This window comes from Pseudoalteromonas sp. SR43-3 (assembly GCF_014163875.1).
Taxonomy (GTDB): domain Bacteria; phylum Pseudomonadota; class Gammaproteobacteria; order Enterobacterales; family Alteromonadaceae; genus Pseudoalteromonas; species Pseudoalteromonas distincta.
On the sequence record NZ_JACJEC010000004.1, the window covers coordinates 23,479 to 35,758 of the forward strand.

At 40.3% G+C, this 12,280-nt stretch carries 10 protein-coding genes; 8 read left to right on the plus strand and 2 right to left on the minus strand.

The genetic code is table 11. The annotated features are described in order from the left end of the window. Positions 1-187: 187 nt before the first annotated feature. The 4 genes from H5088_RS06525 to H5088_RS06540 all read left to right on the plus strand — a co-directional run bounded on the left by H5088_RS06525 (position 188) and on the right by H5088_RS06540 (position 5,907). Positions 188-1,141, plus strand: a complete 954-nt coding sequence (locus H5088_RS06525; protein ID WP_182693303.1) for a sensor histidine kinase — start codon at positions 188-190, stop codon at positions 1,139-1,141. Positions 1,142-1,396: 255 nt separating this feature from the next. Next, entirely contained in the window at positions 1,397-3,937 is a 2,541-nt protein-coding gene (locus tag H5088_RS06530; RefSeq protein ID WP_182752486.1) for a TonB-dependent siderophore receptor, read from the plus strand. 205 nt (positions 3,938-4,142) lie between these two features. Then, positions 4,143-4,343: a ribosome alternative rescue factor ArfA gene (arfA, locus tag H5088_RS06535; protein ID WP_182693223.1), complete on the plus strand. Its 201-nt coding sequence runs from the start codon at positions 4,143-4,145 to the stop codon at positions 4,341-4,343. A gap of 580 nt (positions 4,344-4,923) precedes the next feature. Continuing rightward, a complete protein-coding gene (locus H5088_RS06540; RefSeq protein ID WP_182752487.1) occupies positions 4,924-5,907 on the plus strand; it encodes an IS110 family transposase in 984 nt (327 codons plus the stop codon). Between the two features lie 70 nt (positions 5,908-5,977). Here H5088_RS06540 and H5088_RS06545 read toward each other — a convergent pair whose 3' ends face one another. Beyond that, positions 5,978-6,934, minus strand: coding sequence for a helix-turn-helix domain-containing protein (locus H5088_RS06545; RefSeq protein WP_182752488.1), 957 nt, complete (start codon positions 6,932-6,934; stop codon positions 5,978-5,980). A gap of 220 nt (positions 6,935-7,154) precedes the next feature. Here H5088_RS06545 and H5088_RS06550 point away from each other — a divergent pair, with 220 nt between their 5' ends. Genes H5088_RS06550 through eat form a run of 3 tightly spaced genes read left to right on the plus strand, consistent with a single transcriptional unit; the run spans position 7,155 to position 10,908 of the window. Next, on the plus strand, positions 7,155-8,561 hold the full coding sequence (locus tag H5088_RS06550; protein ID WP_182695276.1) for an ethanolamine ammonia-lyase subunit EutB: 1,407 nt from the start codon (positions 7,155-7,157) through the stop codon (positions 8,559-8,561). Beyond that, entirely contained in the window at positions 8,558-9,445 is an 888-nt protein-coding gene (gene eutC / locus H5088_RS06555) for an ethanolamine ammonia-lyase subunit EutC (protein WP_182752489.1), read from the plus strand. Before H5088_RS06550 ends, eutC begins: the two co-directional genes overlap by 4 nt. A gap of 59 nt (positions 9,446-9,504) precedes the next feature. Next, positions 9,505-10,908, plus strand: a complete 1,404-nt coding sequence (gene eat, locus H5088_RS06560) for an ethanolamine permease (protein ID WP_182725021.1) — start codon at positions 9,505-9,507, stop codon at positions 10,906-10,908. A gap of 125 nt (positions 10,909-11,033) precedes the next feature. On the opposite strand, the gene arfB is transcribed toward eat, so the two are convergent. Continuing rightward, entirely contained in the window at positions 11,034-11,447 is a 414-nt protein-coding gene (arfB, locus tag H5088_RS06565; protein ID WP_182752490.1) for an alternative ribosome rescue aminoacyl-tRNA hydrolase ArfB, read from the minus strand. A gap of 191 nt (positions 11,448-11,638) precedes the next feature. On the opposite strand from arfB, the gene H5088_RS06570 reads away from it, so the two are divergent. Beyond that, on the plus strand, positions 11,639-12,211 hold the full coding sequence (locus H5088_RS06570) for a hypothetical protein (protein ID WP_002959106.1): 573 nt from the start codon (positions 11,639-11,641) through the stop codon (positions 12,209-12,211). Positions 12,212-12,280: the final 69 nt, after the last annotated feature.

Consider the following 12,280-nt stretch of genomic DNA (forward strand, 5'->3'; position numbering starts at 1 on the left):
TTAAAAAAATACTCTATGGTGTGTTTGTGCCTACCTTTTATATTAAGTGGTATTTATATAATGGAGTTATTAGCAATAAGTAGATAATTACTTATTCATAATATTAGGCCTTGGCTGCACTAAAGTTGCAAATTTGCATACAGACGACTAAACGTTAAGTATAAAGTTATCTATATGGATGAAGGGAATGGATGGATCAGATGGTAATTTTGAACGTGCTTTTTTAAACGAACAAAAGCTGCGCTTAGCTGCAGAGCAATTACTCAAAGATAAAAGTAGCGTTTTAGTTGCCATAAATAATGAACTACAAAAAAAAGTAGCCGACTTAGAACACCAACAAATGCTGTTTGTGCAAACAGAAAAAATGGCAACCTTAGGTACACTGAGCGCAGGCGTTGCCCACGAAATAAATACCCCGCTTGCCTATGCAATGAGTAACGTAGAGAGCCTACAAAACGCAAGCCCTTTACTGGTAGCGCTGCTGAAACTTAACGAACAATATTTAAATAACGAAATTAAAGAGAGCCGTTTTAAACACGAAATTGACATACTCAATTTACAGTATCCGTACGCGTGGATTTATAACAATTTGCAGGGGCAAATTAACGACAGCGTTGAAGGACTTAAACGTATAAAACAAATAGTGCATGACTTATTAAACTTTGCCCACCCCACCTCTTCTCAAGATAAACAATTAGCCGATGTAACAACGGGTGCTAATAATGCTTTAAGGTTATTGAGTAGCAAACTTAAATTATGCGAAATAAAAACGCGGTTTGAACCCCTACCACTCATTTGGTGCAATTTATCGTCAATTAATCAGATTTTTGTAAATCTTTTAATGAATGCTTGGCAAGCTTGCGAGTTAGATTTAGAAAAAGGCTGCATTATTGAAGTCAATATTTTTGAACTACACACAAATATTTGTATTGAAATAAAAGATAACGGTTGTGGCATGAATGAAGACACAATAGCACATATGTTTGACCCTTTTTACACAACAAAAGAAGTCGGAAAAGGCACCGGTATGGGTATGACACTTGTATACGCTATGGTGAGCGATCACGGTGGAAAAGTAGAAGTTAACAGTACATTAGGCACAGGTACGACCATTCGCTGCCTATTACCTTTAAAAGTGTAAAATAACGAACAAAACCACATTGTAAATAAAGTGTTAAACATTCTGTTTTTTGATGTTTAATCCTTTCTTAGCGCGTATTTTAACCGATTTGATGTGGTTTTTTCTTATCTTGAAGTTTATTTGCATACTTAGACCAAATATTTAGTTTTTTTCATTTCTTTTTGTTTGCATATGTTGCTAGGATGTTTGCAACAGGTTATGAGCATTATAACCACACACATATTATTAAGAATACAAAAAAACAGGGTCGTCACTATGTCAACATACCGTTTAAACACACTTGCTGTAGCCGTTGCTTTCGCGTTTAGCGCACCAAGCATTGTTAACGCAGAAGAAGCACCAGTGCAAGCTGCTAAAAACATAGAGCAAATATCTGTATTAGGATCGCGTGTATCTAACCGAACCTCTACAGAGTCTTCTTCTCCTATTGATTTAATTGACGCGGATGATTTAACTAAAGGTGGTTTTACCGAGTTAGGCCAAAGCCTTCAAGCGACAGCGCCTTCATTTAACTTTTCGCGTACACAAGTATCAGACGGTTCAGATTTATTTAGACCCGCAACACTTCGTGGCTTACAACCAGATCAAACCCTTGTATTAGTAAATGGTAAACGTCGTCATAACCAATCAATTTTTGGCCTTAACGGTACAGTAGGCGCAGGCGCTGCGGGTACTGATATGAATGCCATTCCGCTAACAGCGCTTAAAGGCGTTGAAGTATTACGCGATGGCGCTGCAGCGCAGTATGGCTCTGATGCTATTGCAGGTGTTATTAACTTATCTCTTAATAACTCAACCGGTATTACAACGGGTTTTGTACAATACGGCGGCACAAGTGAAGGTGACGGCGACACTATTTCAGCAGGTTTAAACCGTGGTTTTGAATTAGGTAACGAAGGCGGCTTTATTAACCTATCGCTTGAGTACCGTGATGCCGATGGCACTAACCGCGCCGAGCGCGATACGGGGGGTTCGCTTAATGTTGAACCAGGTACGCTAAGTGAAGATGTACGCTGGGGCCAAGGTAACTCAGAAAGTGAATTTACGTCGTTATTTTACAACATGGCATTACCAATGGGCGACGGCGAGCTTTACTCGTTTGGTGGCTACTCTGAGCGCACGGCGCTAGGTAATGGTTTTTATCGTAACTTTAACGAAGCCTCTAAAAACGTAACCCAAGTATATAGTGATGGTTTTTTACCGCGCATATATAACGAAGCACAAGATATTTCAGTCGCGCTTGGTTTTAAAGGCGATATAAACACAGATTGGACTTACGATGTATCGGCTGTTTATGGTGAAAACCAATACGATTTTACATCACGCAATACATTAAATGCTTCTTACGCGGCTGAGTATTTATTTAATAACCCAGATGCAAGCGATGCCGACATTGCAGCAAACTCAGGGCCTACTGGCGGTTACTCAGGTGGTTTTAGATTCGATCAAACAACGGTTAACCTTGATGTAAACGGTATTGTAGATATTGGCCGTAATGAGCCTTTATATGTAACAGTAGGCGCCGAATACCGTAAAGAAAACTACGAAATAGTGCCTGGCGATGAAGCATCATACGCGTGTGGGTTAGCAAATATGGATACCTCGTACCCATCAGTAAACGATCCGGATCAATTTGCACAGTGTGGTTTTCAAGCTTATAACGGCCTTCGCCCTGAAGCGGCTAACGATAGCGACCGTAACAGCTACGCAGTTTATGTAGACGTAGAAACTATGATCACCGACGCATGGAACGTAAGTGGTGCGCTACGCTATGAAGATTTCTCAGATGCTGGGGATGATTTAATTGGTAAATTAGCAACACGCTATGAATTTTCAGATGACTTTGCAGTACGTGGTGCACTATCTACTGGTTTTAGAGCGCCATCACTTCAACAAAGTGGTTATACAGCTTTTACAACTAACTTAGGCTCAGACGGCACATTAACGCAGTCGTTCACGGCAAACACAGGGACCGCTTTCCCAAGTGCGCTAGGCGTAGATAGCTTAGAGCTTGAAACATCAACAAACTACAGCGCAGGTTTTGTTTACGATGTAACAAGCGAGCTTTCGTTAACGGTTGATTTTTACCGCGTAGAAATTGAAGACCGTATTACACTTGGCAGCTTACTTTCGGTTGACGATGTATCGTTTAGCTCAGAAGCAGTTGCAGCGCTACAAGCAACGGGAGCAGTGCAAGCTAACTACTTCTCAAACTCGGTTGATTCTACTACACAAGGTGTTGATATTATTGCATCGTACCGCACTGAAGTTGAAGGCGGTAATTTAGGAGTAACCTTTGCAGGTAACCTAAACGATACTAAAATTGACAGCGTAAATGCAGAAGACGGTATTCCTGAAGCGGTTGCTTTTGATGATTTACAACGTAGCTTTTTTACCGACGGACAACCGAGCGAACGTGCAACGCTTACGTTTGACTACGAACGCGATGCCTACACATCAACCATTCGCTTTAACTACTTTGGTGAAACAGACGTAAAATACTTTGGTAACGACCATATTTCATTACCAGGTGAGCTTTCGCCTACGGGGTCATTTAAACCAACAAGTACGGTTGAGTCTGCTGTGTTAGTTGATTTAAATGTTAGTTACCAAATTAATGACATGTTTGCGCTTTCGGTAGGTGCCGATAACGTATTTGACGAAACACCAGATGAATTAGGCGACGACGAAGTACTTAATTTTATCACCAACGGCGCATTTAAATACCCAGTACGCGCATTGCCATACGGCTTTGACGGCAGAACGTACTACGCAAAAGTAAGCTTTAGTTTTTAATTTATCAAGCAAACTAAAGTAATATTAAGCGCAGTTATTAACTGCGCTTTTTTTATGCTTTTTTATTATTAAAAAACTACCAAATGGATGTTAAAAATACTTGCGCGGTTGAAAATTAAGCCTACAATCTCCATCTCTTAAATAGGCCAATATAAAAGCCTCTTTATTATTTAACTTAAAATAACCATTAGTTTATAGGAAATATATGACTAAAAAATCTAAAACAAAAACCGCAAATACCAGCGCGGTAGACACAGGGCGAGGCGTTATAAACCACAATGCACTAGCGGCAATGGTCACCTCTAAATTATTTAAACCACAAGTAGTTAAAGCTAAAAAAGGCAAAGGCTCGTTTAAACGCAACAACAAGCATTCAGGACAAGAGTCCTATTTAATCGCGGCTTAAATAGCACCGATCAAATAGGGCTTTTGAATATAGTAAGCGAGGTTTTATACCTCGCTTTTACTTTTAGTTCTTTATTATTTTAACTTCCAAGCTGTCCTCTAAAAGCGCAGCGCCTCTAAACCTCTTTGTGAATAACAGCCCTTAAAATATGAATGCACAAAGAGAAGAAAAAGAGGAGCAAGTGAGCAGACAAAGTCCATTTGTTTAAGTTATATGATATTTCACCACCGAGCTCACCGAGGCGCTGTGCGCTACACAAAGAAAACACGAGTAATGGTTAGTCACTGCTCTTTGTTTTCTCCTTCACTTCTCGGTGGTGATTAAGCTACTTGTTACTAATGCATCCGACTAAATGCAAAAGCGGTGCTTTTAAACGCCAGCAAGCTGCGCGTCTTGTATCTCTCATTGATAAATGATTAGCTATCATTTATCACATCGAAGTCAGTGAGCTTGCCTGTGCGTCTAGTATTTAATACTGCTCGGTAGATAAAGCCCTGACTTTCTATTCTCAGAAACTGAATGGTATCCAAGCACACTTTTATTTAAGTAGATGCTGTATGTACAAGGGGAGTAAGTAGAGATGATGTTTATCGGCATTGATATTAGTAAAGAGAAGATTGATTTATCGTGGTTGAGAGACCAACTTACAAATAAAATTAAAACAAAAGTCTTTAAAAACAAGCTGCAAGACTTTGTAACAATAGAAAAATGGCTTTTAAATACAACTAAAAGCGCTGCTAATGAGTTCATTATCACACTCGAACCAACGGGTGTTTATCATGAAGCACTGATGTATTTTTTATACGAGCAAGGCTTTAATATTATTTTAGCGAATCCCGGTAAAGCTAAAAAGTATGCAGACGCTTTAAACATAATTCATAAAACAGACAAATCTGATGCAACGATGCTTGCTCATTACGGCTGTGCTAAGCACGCAGTCGTTAATTATTGGCAACCTGAAGCATTAGCAATTAGAGAGCTTAAAGCCCTTATTCGTCGTTTAGATGCGCTTGAGAGTAACCGACAACGAGAAGCTAACCGATTAGAAGCAAGTGAATTCAGCAACGTTTCCGCGCGTGTTTGCCAATCGATAAAAGTGACTATCGCGTTTTTAGACGATGAAATTAAACAGCTTAAATCTGACATTGATAACCACATAGATAATGAACCTGATTTAAAAAGAAACAGGAAACTACTTGAGTCTATTCCTGGCATTGGGCCCGTACTATCGAGAGAGCTGACGTATTTATTTGCGGCTAAAAAATTCAATAAAGCCAAAGAAGCGGCGGCTTATTGTGGATTAATTCCACGGCATAATGAATCGGGTAAATTAAAAGGGCGAACATCAATCAGTAAACTTGGGCCAGCCAGAATTCGATGCAAACTTTATATGGCGGCCATTGTTGCAGGGCAATGGAATAAAACAATAAAGAGACACAAGTTAACGTTAATAAACAATGGTAAAACACCGATGCAAGCTGTGTGTGCAAATATGCGAAAGCTAATTCATATATGTTTTGGTGTAATAAAAAACCAGGAAGCGTTTAAGCTCCAAGAAAGTTAAATACGGCCTTGAAGCTTAAAATGAGAGATGGTATCTACAGGTGTTTATACTCAAGTTAGAAGTGTAGTTTTTAACCTTTAAAACTATTATTTTTAACTGTTTGTGATGGGTTTTCACCAAATAGTTGCGTGTAATCTTTAGCAAATTGTCCCGCGTGCCAAAATCCCCAATTGGCTGCTATTACTGAAATGGGCTTATCTTGGTTTGGTTTTTTTAGTTCCCGCCTTACATTATTCAAGCGTGTTAAACGTAAAAACCGCAAAGGGTTAATTCCTAAAATACTCTCAAAGCTATACTGAAGTGTGCGCCTACTTACAAAGGAAAGCTCGCACAGCTCGGTTATGGTTATTGGGTTTTGTGGATTTGTGGCCACGTAATCTTTTACTTTATCTACTACGGCTTTGCGGTGTTTATAACTTGGCGCAATATTTTGCTGCGTATTGTCTGCTTGTAATAAGTGTAGTGCCAACATGTTTAGCATATCTTGTTGTGATTCGGTTCTAAGTCCAAAGCCCTTGCCTACAACCATGCTATTAATTATTTGTCTTGCCGTTTGCAAAGATGAGTTGCTCACCGATAAACGAGCTGATTGTGCAGATGCCAGGTTTTTCAATGTTACGCCTTGGAGCTGCGCCATATATTCAATTGAGTTCCAATCGATTACCAAACCATAAATATTAAATTGCTCAGGGGTTATCAACTCAAAGTCGTTATCACTGGTACGGCACATAAATTGATTACTTGCCACACTTAAACCATTAATTTTACTTTGCTGTGACTGACAAGGAATGCCGAGCCAAACCGAATTAGGGGCTATGTTACATTGCTGACGAAGCGCTCGCTCAGTGTATTCTTTAAACACATGAATATTGGCGTAATCCGTTTCTTCAATACAACCATAAAAGCTGCCGTAGCTCATTTGATCGTATTTTTGCTGCCATTGAGTAAGGCTATGCGCTTGCTCGTCTATATCGTGTGTTTGCACCTTGCTCTTTAGTGGTGCGCTGAAGCTACTTTGCTGCGCCATATCGGGGATGCTCTTTTTCGTTACACTTTCATTATGCTTAAGTTAACACCGCTTTGCGTGTGTAACCAATTGAATTGGTTTAATAAAGAATCTTTTGCCAAAATTCGATAGTTACTTGGTACAAAATAAGCTGTCTTGTAACTATTCAATATTGATTTATAGCTAAAGATGCAGCAAAACCTATACCAAGGTTGATCATATTAGTTATGTGGAGTAAATCATGGGGCAAGCGTACAGTTACACTTTAGGTACACATACTTATAAATTCAAGAACTTAGCCCAGTTAATGGCTAAAGCTACACCGCAGCGTTCGGGTGATCGCTTAGCGGGCGTAATTGCACAATCAGCACAAGAACGTGCTGTGGCACAAATGACATTGGCGGATATACCTCTTAAAACATTTTTAAATGAGGTACTTATTCCCTACGAAGATGACGAAATTACACGCTTAATTATTGACGAGCACGATGCAAATGCCTTTATGGCTATTGCACATTTAACCGTAGGCGATTTTCGTAATTGGCTTTTAAGTGACTTTGCAACACCTGCTGTACTTGCAAGTATAAGGCAAGGTATTACGCCGGAAATGGCTGCTGCAGTTAGCAAAATAATGCGCAATCAAGATCTCATATTAATTGCTAAAAAGTGCCATGTTACGAGTGCTTTTAGAAATACTATTGGCCTCCCCGGGCATTTATCTACACGTTTACAACCAAATCACCCAACTGACGATATTAATGGTATTGCTGCATGCATGCTTGATGGTTTGCTATACGGTAATGGCGATGCAGTAATAGGTATAAACCCAGCAACCGATAACGTTGCCCAAGCCATTAAATTAATGACGTTAATGGATGATGTTATTCAAAAGTACGCCATACCGACCCAAAGTTGCGTGCTCACCCATGTTACTAACACCATTGAATGTATAGAAGCTGGCGCACCAGTTGATTTAGTATTTCAGTCGATTGGTGGCACAGAGGCGACTAATTCAAGTTTTGGTTTTAATTTAAATACCTTAGCTGAAGCGCAAGATGCAGCTTTGAGTTTAAAGCGCGGCACTGTTGGCAATAATGTGATGTATTTTGAAACTGGGCAAGGCAGTTCGCTTTCTGCAAATGCGCATCATGAGCTTGATCAGCAAACGTGTGAAGCTCGCGCTTATGCCGTTGCTCGTAAGTTTAACCCGTTACTGGTAAATACCGTGGTGGGGTTTATTGGCCCTGAATATTTGTTTGATGGTAAGGAAATTACTCGAGCAGGACTTGAGGATCATTTTTGCGCTAAGTTACTAGGTATACCGATGGGGTGCGACGTGTGTTACACCAATCATGCAGAGGCCGATCAAAACGATATGGATAACTTGCTAACGCTATTAGGCGTTGCAGGTTGCTCGTTTGTAATGGGAATACCTGGCTCTGACGACATTATGCTTAATTACCAAACTACGTCGTTTCATGATGCATTATATGTTCGTCGTGTTCTTGGCTCTAGACCCGCCCCTGAGTTTGAGGCATGGCTGAGCAAAATGAAAATTATGCAAAGCACTTCCGATATTACACTTTCAGATACCTTGCCTCCCGCCTTTGCCAAACCTCTGGGTGCAATTACTGGAGGTGGCTCATGAAATCAAGTTCAAAACAGAGCACTCCTTTAGATAACTCAGTAAACAAGCATAAAAATAACGGTAATGTAGTGCACAACCCTTGGAGTGATTTACGCCGCTTTACCGATGCGCGTATTGGTCTTGGCCGCGCCGGTATAAGTTTGCCAACCTCAGAAATGCTGGCTTTTCAGCTATCTCATGCACAAGCGCGCGATGCAGTGAGTTTTCCGCTTGATATTAACGAAATGACTGAGCAACTAGGCAGTATTAGCGTATTAAAAGATGTTGCCCCTCCCCTGCATTTACACAGCCAAGCTGTTGACAGGGTTACTTACCTTCAGCGACCCGATTTAGGCCGCAAGCTTGATGAAAATGGTAGGCAAATACTTCTCAGCTATATGAATAAACAAAAGCACACTACACAGGCTAAATACGATTTAGCGATTGTAGTGGTTGATGGACTCTCCTCGTTAGCGGTACAAAAAAATGCATGCCCATTTATAACAGAGCTATTAGCGCACCTTACAACAGACAAGCAATTTAAAATTGCCCCCATTACTTTGGTTGAACAAGGTCGAGTAGCAATTGGCGACGATATAGGTGAGTTGCTAAATGCGCAGGTGGTTATGGTGTTAATAGGAGAGCGCCCAGGACTTAGTTCGCCAGATAGCCTTGGCTTGTATTTAACATGGGAGCCTAAAACAGGACTTAACGATGCATGTCGTAATTGCATATCGAATATTCGCCCAGCAGGCCTACCTTATACAGAAGCGGCTAGGCGTGCGCTGTACTTATTACGTGAAGCTAAAAAACTAAAACTAACTGGGGTTAATTTAAAAGACCGTACACAAGACGATGTAATTGAGCATCAGGTTTCAACCACTAACTTTTTAATTGCTGAGTAATTTTAATTAAAAACACATGAAATAAAACAATAAAAACTAAACATCAACGGAGAAGCGTTATGTCTACTAATAATACAGAGTACCTTGCTAAAAGACAGTTAAAACGAGGTACTGCGGGGTGGTTATTACTCGCAGGTTTGGGTGTGTCGTATGTAATATCGGGTGACTTTGCAGGTTGGAACTTTGGTATTGCCGAAGCGGGTTGGGGTGGCTTTGCCATTGCTGCAGTGTTAATGGCAGTTATGTATTTAGCGCTGGTATTGTCGCTTGCTGAAATGTCAGCTGCAATACCTGCAGCAGGCGGTGGTTATAGTTTTGCGCGCCAAGCTATGGGGCCTGCGGGAGGCTATTTAACCGGGCTTGCGGTATTAATTGAATACGCCTTAGCACCCGCTGCTATTGTTATTTTTATAGGCTCTGCAGTTGAAGCCCTTACCGGATTTAATGGACCATGGGTATATGCATTATTTTACTTACTATTTGTGGGAATTCATTTAGCAGGCGTAGGAGAAGCACTTAAAGTAATGATGGTAATAAGTGGTTTAGCAGTATTAGCTATTATTGCAACGGCTTTTGTTTTAATTACAAATTTTGATGCATCACGCTTATTTGACGTCCCCGTAACCGATGCAGTGGGAGCCAGTGAGTTTTTACCTTTAGGTTGGTACGGGGTTTGGGCTGCATTACCGTTTGCCATGTGGTTATTTTTAGCGGTTGAAGGTGTACCGCTTGCTGCAGAAGAGGCAAAAGATCCCGCTAAAGATGTGCCAAAAGGCATTATTGGTGCAATGATCTTTTTGTTATTTACTGCATTTTTAGTTGTTGTTTTAGTGCCTGGCGCTGGCGGTGCGGCTGCAATGGGCGCAAGTGCAGTGCCTTTAGTTGATGCATTAAATGCATCGGGTAGCGAGGCCTTAGCAACTGTAGTAAATATATTAGGGCTTGCGGGTTTAGTTGCTTCGTTTTTCTCTATTATTTATGGTTATAGTCGCTTAGTGTTTGCTTTATCTAGAGCCGGATATTTATCGCGTTCGTTGTCGATTACGACTAATCGCAAAGTGCCAGCACGTGCGTTGATTGTACCTGCCGTATTTGGTTTTTTAGTATCACTCAGTGGTGAGGGTGATTTAATACTTGCAATGGCTGTAGTAGGTGCAACTGTATCGTATGCATTAATGGCGCTGAGCCATATTTTGCTACGCGTTAAACAACCTGATTTACCTCGCCCGTATAAAACCCCAGGGGGCGTAGTAACGTCAAGTATTGCTTTAGTGCTTTCGCTTATAGCATTAACGGGTGTGTATGCGTTCGACCCTCGTGCATTTTTATACACTATAATGCTGTTTATTGTGGGCGCCGTATATTACTTTGGCTACAGCTCAAAACACTTAGTTGCTAAAAGCGCTGATGAAGAGTTTGCAATGTTGGCAGATGCAGAATCTGATTTAGAGATGGCTAAGTAAATATTAATAGTTATTATAAGTGAGGCTAGCCCTCACTTATATTTTTATACAAGCAATACGGTGTAAAAATAGTGCATGCATGTAAATATCAAGCCCCTAATCTACTTTATTAATATCATTTAAAGCTAAAACTTTATGCTGCCGCGTAGCGCTTTGTTTTGCCCATGCTTGGTTTTTTTGTCCATGCGCTTTCGCTGTGAATTACGGGTGGGCTTGGTGGCTCGACGCGCTTTATTAACTACCGTAGCACTAAGGATTAAATCCTTTAAACGCTTAAGGGCATCTTCTCTGTTTAGCTCCTGGGTACGGTGGCTTTGCGCTTTAATTATTAAGACGCCGTCTTTGGTAATTCTTGTATCATTTAAGGCAAGTAAGCGTTCTTTGTAGAAGTCAGGTAATTTAGAGCGGTTAATGTCAAAACGTAAATGAATTGCACTTGCTACTTTATTAACATTTTGACCACCGGCACCTTGCGAACGAATAGCTGTGAGCTCTAGTTCCCATTCATCGATAGTGACAGTATTTGAAATTGTTAACATTGTGTTCAGCTCTATTTGTCAAAAATACATTATATCATCAGTACATTAGCTTGTGGTGAATCAACTAAATTCTTAGAACTTAAATAAATTCTCATAAATTGTACTATAAATCAGCCAATATTTTATTTTGTGTTGGCAAGTGTTGCTTATTAGTTTCTAATTGGCACTACTTTAATACTAGGAAATGCTCAATGAAAAAAATACTTGTATCACTTAGCTTATTAGCGATGAGTTTCTCAAGCCTTGCAGAGGATATTAACGAAGGTCAACTTCAAAGCTATATGAAAGCACTGCCAGCTGTGACTAGCTGGGCAAGCAGCCAAGAGTCGTTAAAAGACTTAGATTTAGCAAGTATGCTAGGTGGTTCTGCAGATCAAAGTGTTGGCGAACAAAGCTCTTTAGCTAACAGTGCATTAAGCATGATTAAAGAACAAGACCTATACAAAAGCTTTGCGAGTGTTACAAACCGTTACGGTTTTACGCCAGAGCAGCTAGTAACTGTAGGTTCTGAAGTATCAATGGCTTATATCGAAAATCTTAAGTCGGGCCTTTCTGCTGATAATCAAGAAACTGCTAATAAAGTAATGGGCGGTTTTCAAAGTATGAAAAGTGCTAAAGATAAAGGCGCTAGCTCATTAATGGGTTCGTTTGGTAAATCGTCAAGCGCAGCTGAGGAGTCTACAGAATCTTTAGTAAGCGAAAACAACCTTGAACTTGTGAGCGAATATATGCCACAACTACAAAAGCTTTTTGCACTTTTATAAGTTTTATTGCTTTAAAAAAAGCGGGCTTATCTAGCCGTGAAATTAAAACGCATAAAAAACGGGGGAGTA

Excerpts from the sequence above, each read along its gene's own strand:
- H5088_RS06540 (WP_182752487.1), top strand. The coding sequence starts at position 4,924 with ATGATGTTTATCGGCATTGATATTAGTAAAGAGAAGATTGATTTATCG.
- H5088_RS06530 (WP_182752486.1), top strand. The coding sequence starts at position 1,397 with ATGTCAACATACCGTTTAAACACACTTGCTGTAGCCGTTGCTTTCGCG.
- arfB (WP_182752490.1), bottom strand. The coding sequence starts at position 11,447 with ATGTTAACAATTTCAAATACTGTCACTATCGATGAATGGGAACTAGAG.
- H5088_RS06525 (WP_182693303.1), top strand. The coding sequence starts at position 188 with ATGGATGGATCAGATGGTAATTTTGAACGTGCTTTTTTAAACGAACAA.
- H5088_RS06550 (WP_182695276.1), top strand. The coding sequence starts at position 7,155 with ATGGGGCAAGCGTACAGTTACACTTTAGGTACACATACTTATAAATTC.
- H5088_RS06570 (WP_002959106.1), top strand. The coding sequence starts at position 11,639 with ATGAAAAAAATACTTGTATCACTTAGCTTATTAGCGATGAGTTTCTCA.
- eutC (WP_182752489.1), top strand. The coding sequence starts at position 8,558 with ATGAAATCAAGTTCAAAACAGAGCACTCCTTTAGATAACTCAGTAAAC.
- arfA (WP_182693223.1), top strand. The coding sequence starts at position 4,143 with ATGACTAAAAAATCTAAAACAAAAACCGCAAATACCAGCGCGGTAGAC.
- eat (WP_182725021.1), top strand. The coding sequence starts at position 9,505 with ATGTCTACTAATAATACAGAGTACCTTGCTAAAAGACAGTTAAAACGA.
- H5088_RS06545 (WP_182752488.1), bottom strand. The coding sequence starts at position 6,934 with ATGGCGCAGCAAAGTAGCTTCAGCGCACCACTAAAGAGCAAGGTGCAA.